This is a genomic window from Thermalbibacter longus, from assembly GCF_023806485.1.
GTDB classification, from domain to species: Bacteria; Chloroflexota; Chloroflexia; order Thermomicrobiales; family Thermomicrobiaceae; genus Thermalbibacter; species Thermalbibacter longus.
In genome coordinates this window covers 282,333-299,568 of sequence record NZ_JAMSLR010000004.1, presented here as the reverse complement: position 1 = coordinate 299,568, position 17,236 = coordinate 282,333, and the positions used below count along the sequence as shown (strand labels likewise).

General features: G+C 68.8%; 12 protein-coding genes and 1 CRISPR repeat array. Of the genes, 10 read left to right on the top strand and 2 right to left on the bottom strand.

The genetic code is table 11. The annotated features are described in order from the left end of the window. Positions 1-2 precede the first annotated feature (2 nt). Both NET02_RS08100 and NET02_RS08095 read left to right on the top strand, forming a co-directional pair. Positions 3-1,871, top strand: a complete 1,869-nt coding sequence (locus NET02_RS08100; protein ID WP_284056885.1) for a nitric oxide reductase activation protein NorD — start codon at positions 3-5, stop codon at positions 1,869-1,871. A gap of 173 nt (positions 1,872-2,044) precedes the next feature. Continuing rightward, entirely contained in the window at positions 2,045-3,964 is a 1,920-nt protein-coding gene (locus tag NET02_RS08095; RefSeq protein WP_284056884.1) for a S8 family serine peptidase, read from the top strand. Between the two features lie 61 nt (positions 3,965-4,025). Here NET02_RS08095 and NET02_RS08090 read toward each other — a convergent pair whose 3' ends face one another. Beyond that, positions 4,026-4,397 (bottom strand): NAD-binding protein, encoded by a 372-nt coding sequence (locus tag NET02_RS08090; protein WP_284056883.1) that lies wholly within the window; start codon positions 4,395-4,397, stop codon positions 4,026-4,028. Between the two features lie 6 nt (positions 4,398-4,403). Next, positions 4,404-4,937: an NAD(P)-dependent oxidoreductase gene (locus tag NET02_RS08085; RefSeq protein WP_284056882.1), complete on the bottom strand. Its 534-nt coding sequence runs from the start codon at positions 4,935-4,937 to the stop codon at positions 4,404-4,406. Between the two features lie 291 nt (positions 4,938-5,228). Between NET02_RS08085 and cas3 the strand changes: the two genes are divergently transcribed. Genes cas3 through cas2e form a run of 8 tightly spaced genes read left to right on the top strand, consistent with a single transcriptional unit; the run spans position 5,229 to position 14,179 of the window. Beyond that, the gene (cas3, locus tag NET02_RS08080; protein ID WP_284056881.1) at positions 5,229-8,102 is read left to right on the top strand and encodes a CRISPR-associated helicase Cas3'; all 2,874 of its coding nucleotides are present in this window, start codon (positions 5,229-5,231) and stop codon (positions 8,100-8,102) included. Then, the gene (gene casA / locus NET02_RS08075) at positions 8,089-9,669 is read left to right on the top strand and encodes a type I-E CRISPR-associated protein Cse1/CasA (protein ID WP_284056880.1); all 1,581 of its coding nucleotides are present in this window, start codon (positions 8,089-8,091) and stop codon (positions 9,667-9,669) included. Before cas3 ends, casA begins: the two co-directional genes overlap by 14 nt. Further along, positions 9,662-10,216 (top strand): type I-E CRISPR-associated protein Cse2/CasB, encoded by a 555-nt coding sequence (gene casB / locus NET02_RS08070; RefSeq protein WP_284056879.1) that lies wholly within the window; start codon positions 9,662-9,664, stop codon positions 10,214-10,216. The genes casA and casB overlap by 8 nt, the downstream gene beginning before the upstream one ends. Positions 10,217-10,270: 54 nt before the next feature. Next, positions 10,271-11,458, top strand: a complete 1,188-nt coding sequence (gene cas7e, locus NET02_RS08065; RefSeq protein ID WP_284056878.1) for a type I-E CRISPR-associated protein Cas7/Cse4/CasC — start codon at positions 10,271-10,273, stop codon at positions 11,456-11,458. After that, positions 11,455-12,225 (top strand): type I-E CRISPR-associated protein Cas5/CasD, encoded by a 771-nt coding sequence (cas5e, locus tag NET02_RS08060; protein ID WP_284056877.1) that lies wholly within the window; start codon positions 11,455-11,457, stop codon positions 12,223-12,225. Before cas7e ends, cas5e begins: the two co-directional genes overlap by 4 nt. Then, positions 12,185-12,919, top strand: a complete 735-nt coding sequence (cas6e, locus tag NET02_RS08055; protein WP_284056876.1) for a type I-E CRISPR-associated protein Cas6/Cse3/CasE — start codon at positions 12,185-12,187, stop codon at positions 12,917-12,919. The genes cas5e and cas6e overlap by 41 nt, the downstream gene beginning before the upstream one ends. A 4-nt stretch (positions 12,920-12,923) precedes the next feature. Further along, positions 12,924-13,874 (top strand): type I-E CRISPR-associated endonuclease Cas1e, encoded by a 951-nt coding sequence (gene cas1e / locus NET02_RS08050; RefSeq protein WP_284056875.1) that lies wholly within the window; start codon positions 12,924-12,926, stop codon positions 13,872-13,874. Next, positions 13,871-14,179, top strand: coding sequence for a type I-E CRISPR-associated endoribonuclease Cas2e (cas2e, locus tag NET02_RS08045; RefSeq protein WP_284056874.1), 309 nt, complete (start codon positions 13,871-13,873; stop codon positions 14,177-14,179). Before cas1e ends, cas2e begins: the two co-directional genes overlap by 4 nt. A 73-nt stretch (positions 14,180-14,252) precedes the next feature. Further along, positions 14,253-17,086: direct repeats of the CRISPR family, unit length 29 nt; unit sequence ATCATCCCCACGCACGTGGGGGTGGACCG. Positions 17,087-17,236 lie beyond the last annotated feature (150 nt).

The following is a 17,236-nucleotide window of genomic DNA, read 5'->3' as shown; positions in this document are numbered from 1 at the left end:
CGATGCTGCGCTCCTTTCTCAAGCGCCTGCGCGCGCCCGAGCTGCCCCACCACCCGCCGGAACAGAGAGCCACGGTTGAGCTGGCCGAACTGGAAGCTGTGCTCAGCCTCTACGTGCGCGCGCTCTCTGCCGGGTCGCTCCGGATCGCGGCCGGGCCGTCGGGAGCCCGCAGCCCCGCGACCGACGGGCGGACAGTCTTCTTGCCCCCAGCGCTGCCCGCGAACCCATCGCCGGAAACAGCGCGGCGTCGCTACCGTTTGATGGCCGCCTGGACCGTGCTCCAGGCCCGGACAGGCTGCCTGGAGCAGGCCCCCTTGCCGCCCGAGTGGCCGGCCAGCGCGCTCGCCTGGTACGAACTGCTCCAGGGCGAGTGGATCGACCGGCGGGTGGCCCGCGAGTGGCCGGGCCTGGCGCCCGTCCTCGCGGAGCTACGCCGGGAAGAGCTGGCCACCCGGCTGGCAAGGCGGCAGCCGGGCGAGGATCCGCTGGAGCAGGCCGTCATTCACCTGCTGGGGATGCCTCTAGCGTCCTCGGCAGCGCTCGCTGTCCCTCGCGACGCTCCGCCCGCGTCGCTCGCCGGGCCGCTGTGGGAGCGGCTCGTGACTGCGCTCGGTGGCGCCGAACCCGAGCCGTTGCGGGCGCTGGCGCTGGAGCTCGCGGGCGGCGTTCCCGTCAGCGGGCCGCTGGAGCTCCCAGCGTACCGCGCACGCATCAGACCGGAACTTCTGGCCCGCCACCTCCTCTTCGAGGCAGTGGAGCTACCCGATCGGCCATCCGCGGCGCAGTCCGGTCGGCCAGCACCGCGGCGCGGCGACCCGCTGGTCATCGAGGCACGAGGCCCGGCTCAGGTGCCCCGGCGAGCCCGGGGATCGAGCCGGGGAGGCCGCCAGGCTGTCCAGCTCAGCCTGGGTGACCGCGACGCACCGCCGACGATGGCCCGGCTGACCCCGCTGAGCGAGGCAGAGAAAGCTGGCGCCGCGCTCTACCCCGAGTGGGACTACTACTCCGGCTCCTACCTCGCCGAGTGGTGCGCCGTGCGGGAGACGCGTGCCCGCGGCGGCAATTTCGAGCTCGTCGAGCGCATCCTGCGCCAGCACCGACCCCTGGTGCAGCACCTCAAGCAGCAGTTCGAGGCGCTCCGGCCAGAGCGCCTCCGGCTCACACGCCAGCTCGACGGCGACGAACTCGACCTCGCCGCCATCGTCGATGCCACGGCAGACCAGCACGCCGGGCTCAGCCCGAGCGAGAAGCTCTACAGCCGCACGCTCGAGCGCGAGCGGAGCATAGCGCTGGCCTGCCTGGTCGACCTCAGCGGTTCGACTGGAGCCTGGATCGACGACGACCCGCGCAACGAGCAGGTGATCGAGGTCACCCGCCGGGCGCTTGTCTTTCTCTGCGAGGCGTTGAGCGTGCTGGAAGACTGGTACGCCATCTACGGCTTCACCGGAACCACCCGTAAGCAGTGCCAGATCCGGGTGATCAAGAGCTTCGACGAGCCGTACGGGGCCGAGGTCAAGGGCCGGATCGCCGGCCTCTCACCCGGGGCCTACACCCGCATCGGCCCAGCGGTGCGTCACGTCGGCGGCATCCTCTCGCGGCAGCCGGCCCGCGTGCGGCTGCTCATGCTGATCTCCGACGGCCGACCGAACGACTTCGACGGCTACGGCGGGCGGTACGGCATCGAGGACACGCGCCGGGCGCTGCTCGAAGCACGCCAGCGGGGCCTGGCGACGTTTGCGCTGACCATCGACGCGGAGGCGCGCGACTACATGCCCTACATGTTCGGCCCCTACCACTACGTGGTGGTGGAGGACGTGCCAGCGCTGGCGGTGAAGCTGGCAGAGGTCTACCGGCGCCTCACCGTGCGCTAGCCGTCGTCTTCTCAGGCCACTGGCATCCCCCTGATCTCTCATACCGTAGCAGTACCGTTGGACGCAGCCTTCTGGGAACAACGAGCGCTGTCGCCCGGCTCGATCCCGCCCGAAGAACGAGAGTGAGAGGGCACGCGTGGTACCTCTCGCGTCGCTGTGAGGAGGACGGGATCGTGAGCGGCAGGGATCGGGGATCGCGGTTCATACTGGCGGTGCTGTCTGCTCTCAGCCTGGCGCTCGGCGCTCTGCCGGCGGCTGCAGCCGGGCAAGCTGAGCAGCCTGCTCGCTACATCGTGCTCCTGCGGGCCCAGCAGGTCAGCGCCCAGAGCGAGACGGTCAGATCCGCCGTCGACCTGCTCGCGCAGGCCGTGTCGGCTCGACCGGAGCGGGTCTATACCCGCGCCGTGCAGGGCTTCTCCGCCGAGCTGAAGCCAGGCCAGGTGCGGGCGCTGCTCGCCCGAGCCGAGGTCGCCGCCATCGTGCCCGACCTGCCGACGAGCGTCTCCGCCCAGACGGTGCCGACGGGGGTGAAGCGGATCGGCACGCTGAGCAACAGCACAGCCAATATCGACGGCGTCGACGATCCGCTCTCTGTCGACGTCGCGGTGCTCGACACCGGCATCGACGTGGATCACCCCGACCTGAACGTCGTCGGCGGCTACGACTGCACTGGCAGCGGCAGCTATGACGACGGCAACGGCCACGGGACGCACGTCGCCGGGACGATCGGCGCGCGCGACAACGGGAGCGGCGTGGTCGGCGTCGCGCCGGGCGCTCGGCTCTGGGCCGTGAAGGTGTTCAGCGATAACGGCTCAGGGTACGTCTCCTGGCTCATCTGCGGCATCGACTGGGTCGTCCAGCGCGCCTCGACGATCGAGGTCGCCAACTTCAGCGGTGGCGCGGGCGGAAGCAATACGGCCAACTGCGGCCAGGGAACCGATCCCCTGCACCAGGCCGTGTGCCGCCTGGTCGAAGCCGGCGTGCCCTTCATCGTCGCGGCGGGCAACGACGGGCGGGATGCCAGCAACACGATCCCGGCCGCCTACCCCGAGGCGATCGCCGTCGGGGCGATCGTCGACACCGATGGGCAGCCAGGCGGGCTCGGATCCGGTACCTCCTATGGCAACGACGACACCCGCGCCTCGTTCAGCAACTACGGCTCAGTCGTAGATCTCTATGCGCCGGGCGTGCGCATCCTCTCGACCTACCCTGGTGGCGGCACCGCGCTGATGAGCGGCACCAGCATGGCGACGCCGCACGTGACTGGGGCCGCTGCGCTCTACCTGGCCTCGAACCCTGGCGCCTCACCAGCCCAAGTGCGCTCCTGGCTGGTCAGCAGCGGTGAGTCCGGAAGCTGGGGCTCCCAGCCGCTCGTCAACGTCGGCTCTTCAGGCCAGGCTCCGCCGCCGAGCGACGCGCTCCACGACGTCGCCGTCACCGGCCTCAGCGTGCCGGGAACAGTCACGGCGGGGAGCGCGGTGAGCGTGCAGGTCACCGTCCGCAACGAGGGCACCACCGCTGAGAACGCGCGCGTCTCGCTGACCGCTAACGGCAGCGCCGTCGGTTCGACCCAAACGGTCTCGCTTGACGCGGGCGCGTCCAAGTCCCTGAGCTTTACCTGGCAGCCGGCGGCTGCCGGCAGCGTAACGCTCGTCGCGACCGCGAGTATCGACGCGACCGATGCCGATCCAGCCGACAATAGTCGCCAGGCCAGCGTCACTGTCAACGCGCAGTCTGGGCCGATCCGTGACGTCTCGCTCAGCAACCTGCGTCTTCCGAGCTCAGTCCGGCAAGGGCAGCAGGCAACGATCTACGTGACGGTCACCAACCGCGGCAACGCGCGCGAGACTGTACCGGTGAGCCTCACCTCGAACCCGTCGAACCCGGCCGCTGGCACGCTGCGCGTCCAGGTGACTGTCGATCCCGGACAGTCGAAGACCGTGCGCTTCACCTGGCGCACCGGCAGCCAGACGGCGCCCGGGTCGTACCGGCTTACGGCCACGGCGACGCTAGCCGGCGATCGGAACCCCGCGGACAACAGCGTCAGCGGCACGCTCCCCGTGATGCGGGCGACGTCAGTCCGAGGTCGGTAGTCGGCCCAGCGCCGGATATGCGCGACCGGGGATACTGTGCAGCTCGGCAACGGTGCGGGACTCACGGAGCCTCTGCCAGGCCGTCGGGCGCCGGCAGCGAGCGCAGGCCAGCATGCGCCTCGACGACCTGCAGGAGCGCCGTGAAGTCGAGCTCGCCCATCCCGTGCGCCATCCCTTCGAGCGCATGCTGCCGGATCAGGTCGGCCAGCGGCAACGGCGTGCTGGTCTCTTCTGCCGCCTCCAGCGCGAGCCTGAGGTCCTTGAGGCCGAGCCGAAACCGGAAGGCCGGCTGATCGAAGCGCCGCTCGAGGAGCAGCCGGCTGTAGTTCTCCACCAGCGGCGAGCGGAACACCGCGGTCAGCACCTCAGCGAAGCGCCCGGGCTCGACCCCTGTCTTCGCCGAGAGGACGAAGGCCTCACAGAGTGCCTCCATCATGGCCTACATCACGAAATTGCCCGCGAGCTTCAACGCGTGCGCGAGGTACGGCTCTTCACCGACGACGAACACCTGCGTGCCCAGCGACTCGAGCAGCGGGCGGACGCGACCGATCGCTTCGCCAGGCCCCGCGGCTACCACGCGCAGCTCGCCCTGCTCGGCGGCCGCCGGCCGGCCGAAGACCGGCGCGGCGACGTACTGCTGGCCGCGCTCCCGGTGCAGCTCGGCCAGCCGCCTGGAGAACGGCACACCCAGAGTGCTAGCCGCCACGTGGATCCCACCCGCCGGCAGGACGGCCAGGACACCGTCCGGCCCCTCGACGACGGCCAGCGTGGCGGCGTCGTCGGCGAGCATCGTGAAGACGACGCCAGCCCGCGCTGCCTCGGCCGGCGTGGATGCGCGCACGGCGCCTTCCCGGACGAGCTCAGCGACGCGTGACGCGTCGCGGTTCCAGCCCCGAACCCGGTGGCCGGCGCGCAGCAAGTTGCGCGCCATCGGCAGCCCCATGTTTCCTAGGCCGACGAATCCGACGTCCATCCCTCGCTCCCTCCGGTAACGCCTGGCTGCAGGCAGGGCCCACGCACAGCGTGGGGACGCGGCACCACGCCCACCTCGAATAGTACCGTCACACTCTCTGCCAACGAGAAGCACCCGCCAACGCTAGCGGTACGTCCGTCTCTCTTGACCAGGTGCAGTCCCGACCTGAAGCTTGCTGCGAATGCTCACCGGTTTCGCGAGCGACGGATAGGGAGGGAACCACAGGGTTCTCACCGGCCCTCCATCCTAGGACTAAACGCTCTGACACGCGGGGAAAGGGGATCGTTCACCGTGGACGACCATATCCTAACGCTCTGGGCCAAGTTGCCGCGAGAGCCCGACCGCCACACTTACCACCCGTTGATCTGCCACCTGATCGACGTCGCGTGCGTGACCGAGGCGCTCTGGGAACTCGGACTCACGTCCGGAGCGCGGCAGCTCTTGGCGCACGCGCTGGGCCTCCGCGAGGACGAAGCGCGTTGCTGGCTCGCCTTCTGGGCCGGGCTGCACGACGTGGGCAAGGCCTTTCCAGGCTTTCAGATCCGCGAGCAAGGGTCGCCGATCGAACGGGCGGCGACACGGCAGGTACTCGCTGCCGGCTTCCCGCGCGGTATGCCCACGGTGCAGCCAGCCCCGCACGGCACGGTTACGGCCTGCGTGCTGAAATCGCTCCTCGTCGAGGAGTTCGCGCACTCGCCAGACCTCGCTCGCGCCGTCGCGTACGCGGTCGGCGGACATCACGGAGCATTCCCCACTGCCACCGACGTCCTCAACGTGGATCCCCAGGTGCCATCTGCTGGCCCGTGGGCCGATGCCCGGCGCCAGTTGGCCGAGCCTCTCGCCGCGGTCACTGGAGTCTCGGCGATCTCGCCTCCGGCTGGCACGCTCCCCACCGCGTCCGCGACTCTGCTGGCAGGGTTGGTCTCGGTCGCCGACTGGATCGGTTCGATCGAGTCGCCGCACTTCCCGCACGCGGCCGAGCTGGGGGCCCAGAGTCGGATCGATCCGGCCGAGTATGTCGCAGCCGCACGCAGACAGGCCCGCCAAGCGCTCGATGCGATCGACTGGCGCGCGCCGCCCAGGCAACCACCGGCCGGTTTCGCCGCCCTGTTCCCTGGGATATCCGAGCCGAACGAGCTGCAGCGCCTAGTCGACGCGCTGGCCGACCGGCTAGGTGACACGCATCCCGCGCTCGTCGTCATCGAGGCCCCGACTGGTGAGGGAAAGACAGAGGCAGCCTGGCTTCTGGCAGACCGCTGGGCTATCGCTGGGGCGCAGCGCGGGGTCTACGTCGCCATGCCCACCCAGGCTACCAGCGACGGCCTCTTCGGCCGCGTGCGCACCTTTCTGGAGCACCGCTACGGCGCGACAGACGACCGCAGCCGCGTGGCGCTCCAACTGCTGCACGGGCATGCCTCGCTGTCGGCCGAGTTCGCCGCTCTGCGCGGGCAAGCAGGGGGCCTGCCGGAGCCCAATGTCGGCGACGAGACGCGACCCGTAGGCGGAGCCGGCGCGGTGATCGCCGGCGAGTGGTTCACCCACCGCAAGCGTGGTTTGCTGGCACCGTTCGGCGTGGGAACAGTCGACCAGGCGCTGCTCGGCGTGCTCCGCGTGCGGCACGTCTTCGTCAGGCTGTTCGGCCTCGCTGCGCGCACGGTGGTCATCGACGAAGCTCACGCCTACGACACCTACATGTCCACGTTGCTCGAACGTTTGCTGGAGTGGCTCGGGGCGCTGGGCACGAGCGTCGTGGTGCTCTCGGCCACCCTCCCGTCCGAGCGCCGCCGGCGCCTAGCTCAGGCGTACGCTCGCGGGCTGACCGGCCTCCACGAACCGCCGGCAGTGCCCGAGGCTCCGTACCCTCGCGTCACCTGGGTGACCGCCACGGAAGCCGGCGCTGAGCACGTCGCAGCCTCGAGTACCGGCAGCAGAACGATTGAGCTCGAGTGGATCAGCGCCACCAGCCAGGACGGCGATCCGGCCGAAATCCTCGCCGACCGGCTACGCGCGGCACTCACCGGCGGGGGCTGCGCCGCGGTCGTCTGCAACACCGTGCGCCAGGCGCAGGATCTGTACCGGGCGCTCCAGCCTCATTTCCCGGGGCTCGCCGACGACGGCCTGCCGGAGCTCGACCTCCTGCACGCTCGCTTTCGCTTCCTCGACCGTCGAGAGCGGGAGCGCCGGGTGCTGAAGCGCTTCGGCAAGCCCGGCGGCACCGTGGCCTTGCCCGACGGCACGGTGACGCCCGTCCGACGACCGCACCGGGCCGTCCTGGTCGCCACCCAGGTCATCGAGCAGAGTCTCGACCTCGACTTCGACTTGATGGGTACCTACGTCGCTCCGGTCGACCTCGTGCTCCAGCGCGCCGGCAGGCTCCACCGGCACCGGCGCACCGAGCGCCCGCTGCGCCTCACCGAGCCCAGGCTCTGGCTGCTCGCGCCTGAGCTAGACGAGCACGGCATCCCACGCTTCGGCAGCGGAACTGAGTGGATCTACGACCGCCACCTGCTGCTCCGCACCTGGCTGGCGCTACGGACGCGCGAGCGCATCGTCGTCCCCGATGACGTGGAGGGCCTGATCGGGCTCGTCTACGACGAGCGGGACTGGCCCGGCGAGCTATCGCCGGGACTGCGAGCCGAGCTTGCGCGGACGCGCGCGGAGCTCGACGCGCAACTCGCGGCTGACGAGAACGAAGCGGCCAAGCGCTGGCTGCGCCGGCCGTCGCACCGTGGCGGACTCTGGGAACTCACTCGGGATCTCAAAGAAGAGGACGCACCCGACTTCCACGCGTCCCACCAGGCGTTGACCAGGCTGGCCGAGCCGTCGCTGACTGTCGTGCTGCTCTACGGGTCGCCGGAGTTCCCACGGCTGGAGCCCGGCGATGAGGAGGCGCTCGACCTGCGGCTGAAGCCCGACCTGGATCGTACCCGCAGCCTGCTCGAGCGTTCCGTCGTCGTCACCGGCCGGCGGAACGTCTCGCTCTTGCAGCGGGAGACCGCCGTCCCGACAGGGTGGCAGCAATCGCCGCTGCTGCGAAATGCCCGGCCGTTGTTCCTAGACGAACGGGGACAGTGCGCGCTCGACGGAGGGAGGTGGGTAGCACGACTCGACCCCGAGCTTGGATTGGTGATCGACGCGAAGGAGGGCACAGGTGCCGAGCTTTGACCTCGTAGACCGACCGTGGATCCCGTGCCTCACGGTGGACGGGCGCTTCACGGAGCTGAGCCTGCGTGAGGCGCTCACCAGGCCCCGAGACGTGCGCGAGATCGTAGACCCTGCACCGACGGTGACCGTTGCGCTGCACCGGCTCCTGCTCGCCGTCCTCCACCGCGCGCTGAACGGCCCGAGAGACGTCGACCAGTGGCGAGAGTGGTGGGAGGCAGGAACCTGGAATGCCGACGCTGTCTCCGCTTACCTCGATCGGTGGCGCCACCGCTTCGACCTGTTCGCCGAGGAGCGCCCGTTCTACCAGTCCTACGAGGTCGATGAGCGGTACGCGGCACCGATCACCAAGCTGACCCACGAGCTCGCATCGCCAGTGAACCCGGTATCGCTGTTCGACCACACGCTGCCCGGACAGATGTTGCTTACCCCCGCCCAGGCTGCGCGGTACCTGGTCGCCCACCAGGCCTTTGCAGTGGGCGGGCTCGTTTCCGGAGTCGGTGACGAGAAATACGCCGACGCGGCGCCCCTTTGCAAGGCCGCGGTCTGCCTGGCCAAGGGCGAAAGCCTGTTCCGCACGCTCATGCTCAACCTGGTCGCCTACGAGCCCGAGGAGGGCAAGCCCTTCGAGTTCCGTGGCGATGACCGTCCAGCCTGGGAGCGCAATCAGGGGCCGAAGCCGGCCGACCGCCGTCCCGATGGCTACCTCGACCTGCTCACCTGGCAGCCGCGCCGGATCCTCCTGCTCCCGGAGACGAGGCCAGACGGCACGGACGTCGTGCCTGGCGTGGTGATCATGAAGGGCGAGCAATTCCCCGATGACTGGGAACTCTGGCAAGGCGAGACGATGGTGCCGTTCCGCAAGGTCAGGGACAGGCCGCCGTTTCCCCTCGCGCTGAGCGAAGACCGGGCGCTCTGGCGCGACAGCCTGGCTCTCATGCAGACAGCTCGCGCGCGCGTCGACGAATCGCTCCAACCGCCGAGACTCATCGACTGGTTGACGGAGCTCGTCGAGTTCGGGGCATTCGACCGCCGAACGACTTTCCCGATCGACATCTATGGCCTCACGACCGATCAGGCGGCCGTGCGCTTCTGGCGACACGAGCGCCTCCCGCTGCCAGCCGCGATCTTGGACAACCAACAGCTCGTCTCGCGGGTCAAGGAGATCCTCGATGTCGCCGAGTCGGCGGGAGAGACTCTGCGGCAGGCCGTACGAGACATTGCCCGCGCGACCCTGCCCGACGGCTCGCGCGATGCCGCGAACTTGACCGCGGCACTAGGGCCAGAGCGATCGTACTGGCCAGCGCTGGAGATTTCCTTCTACCAGACAGTACAGCAGCTCGCGGAGACCCGAGACGATGACGCCTCTACTCGCAGAGCGCTCGCGTCCTGGGCCAAGCACGTCGGCGACGCGGCTCGGCGGGCCTTCGACGAGGCGATCGAGCCGCTCCAAGAGTCCCCTCGCGCGTTTCTCGCGATCGCCGAGCACCATCGCTGGTTCACTCTTCGCCTGCACAAGACGTTGAGGGTGTTCCTTGACCCACCTGTGGAGGAGGTAGCTCATGGCTGAGAGGATGCCCATCCAGTTCGAGGATCGCTTCGCGCAGGCACTGGCGGAGCTGGCGCAGCGAGACGACCGCGCGGCGCTGGCAGCGTTGCGCCGGGGTCTCGGCAAACCTCCCGGCACCGCGCCGGAGATGTTCCCCTACGTCGTACCGCTCTTACCCAGCAACCCCTCCTGGCGGCTCGAACGAGCGTGCTATCTCGTCGCCTCGCTGTTCGCGCTCCACCCGCTGGGCTGGGAGGGTGACGAGCGGGGGCGGCGGCTGACCAACCTCGGTGCGTCGTTCGCGCTGCTGGCTCAGCGGTCGAGCAACCGCGAGGGGGTCACGCGCCGATTCCTCCACCTGCTGTTGGCCCACGAGGATGAACTCGGGGAGCACCTTCGCCACGCGATCGGCCTGCTCAGGTCTCACGCTGTGCCGGTCGACTGGGGACGGCTCCTCCGAGACATCCAGGGCTGGAGCCACGACGACCTGCGCGTGCAGCGACAGTGGGCTAGGGCCTATTACGACACGCTCGGAAGCGGAGAGGAGGCAACCGTGAGCGGAAGCTGAGGCTAACCAGGCAGCTCGTCAGTCGGGTCAAGGATCGGACAGGAGGACACGGACATGTTCGTAGAGCTACACGTGATCCAGCACTTCGCGCCCTCGAACCTCAACCGGGACGACACCGGCGCGCCGAAGGACTGCGAGTTCGGCGGCGTCCGGCGGGCCCGCATCTCCAGCCAGTGCATCAAGCGCGCGATCCGCACCACCTTCCAGCGCGAGCAATTGCTCTCCCCGGAGCACCAGGCGATCCGCACCAAGCGCCTCCTCGGGGAACTGGCCGATAGACTGGTGGCGGCGGGCAAGGACAGGGAACAGGCACTGGCGGTCGCCCAGCGGTTGATCGAGAGCCTGGGTCTGGCCCTGGCAACCAGGCAGCCGGAGAAGACCGAATACCTCGTGTTCCTTGGTCGGCACGAAGTCGAGAGGCTCGCTAATCTGGCGGCAGAGGCATGGGACGCACTGGTCGCCGTAGACGATGCTCGCTCCGGCGAGCAACAGCGCAAGAAGTCCAGGAGCGGAATCCCGAGCGAGATCTCCCGGGCAGCGCACCAGATCCTGGACGGCGGCAAGGCCGTCGACCTCGCGCTGTTCGGCCGGATGCTGGCCGACTTGCCAGAGCGCAATATCGATGCCGCCTGCCAGGTGGCCCACGCCATCTCGACGAACCGCGTCACGATGGAGTTCGACTACTACACCGCCGTCGACGACCTTCTCCCTGAGGAGACGGCCGGGGCCGATATGATCGGCACGGTCGAATTCAACAGCGCCTGTTACTACCGCTACCTCAACGTGGATACCGAACAGCTCGTCAGCAACCTTCAGGGCGATACCGATCTGGCCAAGGCAGGGCTCCACGCGCTCCTGCAGGCCGCGGTCTCCGCGATCCCGACCGGCAAGCAGAACAGCTTCGCCGCCCAAAACCCGCCCTCGCTCGTGTTCGCCGTCGTCCGCCAGCGCGGTCTCTGGTCACTCGCGAACGCGTTCGTCGAGCCAGCACGCCCGCGAGACGGCCGTGACCTCGTCCAGGAATCGATCCGCAAGCTCGACACCTACTGGGGTCGATTGGTTGGCATGTACGGTGCTGACGGTATCCAAGGTGGTTGGGTCGCGACTCACGAGCCAGATCAGCTCCAGGCGCTCCGCTCGGCCCCCTGTCATCCCGTGAAGACCGTGAGTCATGTCATCGAGCAGGCGCTGTCCGCCGCGTTCGGAGCAGACTCGCACCAGCAGAAGGGAGCCCCGGCATGACCGCAAGCGGTACGCTCCTGATGCGCCTGGCCGGCCCGATGCAGTCGTGGGGCGTGCAGAGCCGCTTCACCGTGCGAGACACCGCGCGCGAGCCGACCAAGAGCGGGGTGATCGGGCTCGTCTGCGCCGCACTCGGCCGGCCGCGCGAGGAGTCTGTCGACGACCTGGCGGAGCTGCGCATGGGGGTGCGCGTCGACCTCGAGGGCATCCTTTCCCGCGACTACCACACGGCCGGCGTCGGCCGGTGGGCGGGCCAGCCGTACGGCGTCGTCACCGTGGATGGCAAAGGGTTGCGACCCGTACCCTCGAACCGGTACTACCTGGCTGATGCCGATTTCCTGGTGGGGCTCGCCGGCCCGTTGCCGCTACTCGAGCAGATCGCCGAGGCACTCAAGCAACCGCGCTGGCCGCTCTACCTCGGCCGCAAGTCGTTCGTGCCCGGTTCGCCTGTCTGGATACCGGATGGCATCAAGCCCGGTGTCGATCTCGAAGCAGCGCTCCGCAGCGAGCCGTGGCCCAGCGCGGAGCGACTCGCGCGGCGGCCCATGCCCTCGCCTCCGGCTCTGCGCGTCGTGCTCGAGGAGCCGAACCCTGAGCGCGCCGACTACGCGCAGCTCGACCAGCCGCTCGGCGCCGCATTCGCCACGCGCCGCTTCGGCCTGCGGTACACCCGCACCGAGTTCTGGCGCCTCGGCGTTGATGTGCCAGTACGAGAGGAGTCCGACGATGTATCTTTCGCGCCTGATTCTCGATCCGCGCAGTCGTGACGTCCAGCGCGACCTGGCCGACTGCCAGAGGCTCCACCAGCGGGTCATGTCGCTCTTCCCCGACGTGCCCGATCGGGAGGACGCACGCGCGCGCCTCGGCGTGCTCTACCGGCTGGAAGCGGACACCCGCAGGGGATACACCCTGCTCGTGCAGTCGCTCGTGCCGCCCGCCTGGGCGGCCCTGCCAGAGGGATACCTGCTGGACACCGGTGGGGCCCCCCCGAACCCGGAGAGCAAGCCCGTCGCGCAGGCGTACGATCACATCACGGCTGGGACGATACTCGCCTTCCGCTTGCGTGCCAACCCGACGAAGAAGATCGATAGCTGGCAAGGACGCGAGGGCTACCGGCCCAACGGGCGACGGGTCGAGCTCCGGCGAGCAGAAGACCAGATCGCCTGGATCGTGCGCAAAGGGGAGCAGCACGGGTTCCGCCTGCTCAACGTGAAGCTGCGGCGAGATACGGTCACGCTCCTGCCGAACCCGCCGAGCGTCGATCCGCGTCCCGCCGGCCGCGTGACCGGCTGGCGGGAGGATCGCGGAGGAGTCCAACGGCTTACCTTCGCCGCGGTCGTCTACGAGGGACTCCTCCAGGTCACCGACGCGGCACGGTTTCGCGACGCGCTCATCGGCGGTGTCGGCCCGGCCAAGGCGTATGGCTTCGGCCTCCTCTCGGTGATGCGCCCTCCGGAGTAGCGTAATGGACGACCTGCACCTTTTGCCGACAATTCGCGATAGCTGGAGCTATCTCTATGTCGAGCACTGCCGGATAGAGCAGGAAGGCAAGGCCATCGCGCTGATCGACGAGCGGGGCAAGACGCCGGTTCCGTGCGCCACGTTGATGACGCTCCTACTGGGCCCGGGCACGAGCATCACGCACGCCGCCGTGCGCGCGCTCGCGGAGAACGGGTGTCTCGTGATCTGGGCCGGCGAGGAGGGCGTGCGCTGCTACGCGCAGGGCTTGGGCGAGACGCGCTCCTCGCGCAACGTGCTGTGGCAGGCCTGGCAGTGGGCAGACCCGGCGCGGCGCCTGGACGTGGTCATGCGCATGTACCGCATGCGGTTCGCGGAGCCGCTGCCGCCCAATCTCACCTTGCGCCAGCTCCGCGGCCGCGAGGGGATGCGCGTGCGCTGGGCCTACGAGCGGGCTAGCCGCGAGACCGGCGTGCCCTGGTATGGACGCTCCTACCAGCGGAACGACTGGCGCGCGGCAGACCCGGTGAACCGCGCCCTGTCTTGCGCCAACTCCTGTCTCTACGGCATCTGCCACGCGGCCATCGTCGCGGCCGGCTTCTCGCCCGCGATCGGGTTCATCCACACGGGACGCATGCTCTCGTTCGTGTACGACATCGCCGATTTGTACAAGACCGAGATCAGCATCCCAATCGCTTTTCGCGTCGCGAGCGAGGGCGAAGAGGGGCTCGAGATGCGCGTCCGTCACGCCTGCCGGGACGCGTTTCGGGAGAGCCGGCTCCTGAGCCGGATCATACCGGACATCGGCCATGCCCTCGGCATGGATCGACCGCCCGAGGAGCGAGCCATGTTCGACGACGACGTAGCGGCTCCCGGCGGCCTCTGGGATCCCGAGGGCGAGGTCGCGGGAGGCGTGAACTGGGCCGATGAGAGAGAAGCTGGCGAGGATGAAGCATGATCGTCTTGATCCTGGAGCGAGTACCGCCGGGGTTGCGTGGCGAGCTGACCCGGTGGCTGATCGAGCCGAAAGCCGGCGTCTTCGTGGGCACGGTGTCAGCGCGGGTGCGCGACCGGCTGTGGGACAAGGCCTGCCGGTCGCTGCGTGGAGGGGCGGCGCTCCTGGTGTACACCACGAACACCGAACAGGGGTTCGCGCTTCGATCGGCCGGGGAGACCGGGCGGCAGATCGTGGAGTACGAAGGGCTGTGGCTGGTACGCGTGCCGCTGGAGCAGCGCGCTTCGCCCGAGCCGTCGAGCACCTGAGTATGACCTGTTTACGGAGGGAGGAAGAGACTATCGAGGGGTGTTGGGGCCGATTTCGTTGAGACGACACAGTATCATCCCCACGCACGTGGGGGTGAACCGGCGGTCTCGGTGCTGGGTCTCTCGGTCAATGGATCATCCCCACGCACGTGGGGGTGAACCGGCGGTCTCGGTGCTGGGTCTCTCGGTCAATGGATCATCCCCACGCACGTGGGGGTGAACCGCCCACGAGCCGGAGCTGCAGCTCACCCTCGCGATCATCCCCACGCACGTGGGGGTGAACCTGTCGTAACGACTTCTAGCCGCCCCTGCCCCACATCATCCCCACGCACGTGGGGGTGAACCGCCTTGCCGCGCCACGCCCGCGTCCGCTCACCCATCATCCCCACGCACGTGGGGGTGAACCGAGGAGCAGCCAGCGCGGCCGGATGTGGACGATATCATCCCCACGCACGTGGGGGTGAACCGTTTCCCGCCCTGAAGCGCGCTGCGGATGCGGTATCATCCCCACGCACGTGGGGGTGGACCGGCCCCGGTCCACCCCGATGAACCGGGTTCCCTATCATCCCCACGCACGTGGGGGTGGACCGTCGGGAATGCGCTGATCTTGTGCGACAACGAAATCATCCCCACGCACGTGGGGGTGAACCTGTCGTAACGACTTCTAGCCGCCCCTGCCCCACATCATCCCCACGCACGTGGGGGTGAACCGCCTTGCCGCGCCACGCCCGCGTCCGCTCACCCATCATCCCCACGCACGTGGGGGTGAACCGAGGAGCAGCCAGCGCGGCCGGATGTGGACGATATCATCCCCACGCACGTGGGGGTGAACCGTTTCCCGCCCTGAAGCGCGCTGCGGATGCGGTATCATCCCCACGCACGTGGGGGTGGACCGGACGTGCGTCCGCATCCCGACAACTGGGAGCTATCATCCCCACGCACGTGGGGGTGGACCGCGTAGGTACGCGCCTACTCGAGAATCCCGCCGATCATCCCCACGCACGTGGGGGTGAACCGAGGATACCCATGCCCTTGGTCAGCACCGGCACATCATCCCCACGCACGTGGGGGTGAACCGGGGCCGTCCAGAGCGCGCCACCGTCATACGATATCATCCCCACGCACGTGGGGGTGAACCGCACATCGAGGTGACGCTGACGACCACGGTCAAATCATCCCCACGCACGTGGGGGTGGACCGATACCATTGAAGAATATAGCCCTGAGACGGCCATCATCCCCACGCACGTGGGGGTGGACCGACCTGGATCTCATCTCGGGACGACCGCGTCAGATCATCCCCACGCACGTGGGGGTGGACCGACGTACAACGCGACGGTCTACGCTCTCGGCATATCATCCCCACGCACGTGGGGGTGGACCGGAGTACGACGACGCATGGAAGGCGCTCCTCGCATCATCCCCACGCACGTGGGGGTGGACCGGTTTTGCTCGAGCATACGGTCACCAGCCTGGGATCATCCCCACGCACGTGGGGGTGGACCGGACGTGCGTCCGCATCCCGACAACTGGGAGCTATCATCCCCACGCACGTGGGGGTGGACCGGAGTACGACGACGCATGGAAGGCGCTCCTCCGATCATCCCCACGCACGTGGGGGTGGACCGACGCCGTTGCGCTCGCACCAGCGGACCACCGCATCATCCCCACGCACGTGGGGGTGGACCGTGCTCGCCGTAGACCGAGTCCATCAGCTCGTGATCATCCCCACGCACGTGGGGGTGGACCGCGGACCGCATCTACGCGCTCGGGGCTGACCTCATCATCCCCACGCACGTGGGGGTGGACCTCTCCGGGCGGCCATCTCGTCGGTCGCCCAGTCATCATCCCCACGCACGTGGGGGTGGACCGACGAGGATGAGCGCCGGCGCCGGCGCAGCGACATCATCCCCACGCACGTGGGGGTGGACCGCCCTCGGCGGGCGGGAACGCGACGTTGCAGTCATCATCCCCACGCACGTGGGGGTGGACCGATGTGCTTCCCGGGCTCCTACTGTCGCCTAGCATCATCCCCACGCACGTGGGGGTGGACCGGAGCCGCGTCCACCAGTTCATCGCCATCGTCTATCATCCCCACGCACGTGGGGGTGGACCGACGAGCGGCGCTCCCAGGCGCGGATCACGGCCATCATCCCCACGCACGTGGGGGTGGACCGCGGATCACCGCCGCCCTGGCGTTGCCCGTCTCATCATCCCCACGCACGTGGGGGTGGACCGGTGCTGGGCATCCCGCTCTCCGTCGAGGTGTTATCATCCCCACGCACGTGGGGGTGGACCGTACTACAGCACGGAGTCGTAATCGCTGATGCAATCATCCCCACGCACGTGGGGGTGGACCGGGGCGTGCGGCCCAGGTGATGCGAGAGCTGGAATCATCCCCACGCACGTGGGGGTGGACCGGGGCGTGCGGCCCAGGTGATGCGAGAGCTGGAATCATCCCCACGCACGTGGGGGTGGACCGGGTAGACTGCCTTGTATTCCCAGCCCGGCTGCATCATCCCCACGCACGTGGGGGTGGACCGGCGGATGTCTGCTCGACCTGCGGGCATTGGCTATCATCCCCACGCACGTGGGGGTGGACCGCAGGGACTCGGCCCGCGTACGCTGGGCAGGCATCATCCCCACGCACGTGGGGGTGGACCGGAAGGGCTCCTCTTCAGCAACAGCTCCCATTCATCATCCCCACGCACGTGGGGGTGGACCGTGGGGGCCGAAGACCACCTTGTTCAAGTGGGCATCATCCCCACGCACGTGGGGGTGGACCGGCGGAGCTGCGCCGCCAGCGCGACCCGGCGATATCATCCCCACGCACGTGGGGGTGGACCGGTGCGGTACTCGGCCCAGCCGCGCCGCTTGTAATCATCCCCACGCACGTGGGGGTGGACCAAGTGCGCCTCCGACTTCCAGTCGCCCTCGGCAATGATCCCCACGGAACGAGGGGCCGACGAACCAGGCCAGCATAAACTGTCCTCGCCTACGCACCGCCCCGTCGCGCACCGCGCCGTTTCCACGCGAGACGCCGATGGTTCGAGCCCCT

Excerpts from the sequence above, each read along its gene's own strand:
- NET02_RS08100 (WP_284056885.1), top strand. The coding sequence starts at position 3 with ATGCTGCGCTCCTTTCTCAAGCGCCTGCGCGCGCCCGAGCTGCCCCAC.
- NET02_RS08090 (WP_284056883.1), bottom strand. The coding sequence starts at position 4,397 with ATGGAGGCACTCTGTGAGGCCTTCGTCCTCTCGGCGAAGACAGGGGTC.
- NET02_RS08085 (WP_284056882.1), bottom strand. The coding sequence starts at position 4,937 with ATGGACGTCGGATTCGTCGGCCTAGGAAACATGGGGCTGCCGATGGCG.
- casB (WP_284056879.1), top strand. The coding sequence starts at position 9,662 with ATGGCTGAGAGGATGCCCATCCAGTTCGAGGATCGCTTCGCGCAGGCA.
- cas7e (WP_284056878.1), top strand. The coding sequence starts at position 10,271 with ATGTTCGTAGAGCTACACGTGATCCAGCACTTCGCGCCCTCGAACCTC.
- cas5e (WP_284056877.1), top strand. The coding sequence starts at position 11,455 with ATGACCGCAAGCGGTACGCTCCTGATGCGCCTGGCCGGCCCGATGCAG.
- cas6e (WP_284056876.1), top strand. The coding sequence starts at position 12,185 with ATGTATCTTTCGCGCCTGATTCTCGATCCGCGCAGTCGTGACGTCCAG.
- cas1e (WP_284056875.1), top strand. The coding sequence starts at position 12,924 with ATGGACGACCTGCACCTTTTGCCGACAATTCGCGATAGCTGGAGCTAT.
- cas2e (WP_284056874.1), top strand. The coding sequence starts at position 13,871 with ATGATCGTCTTGATCCTGGAGCGAGTACCGCCGGGGTTGCGTGGCGAG.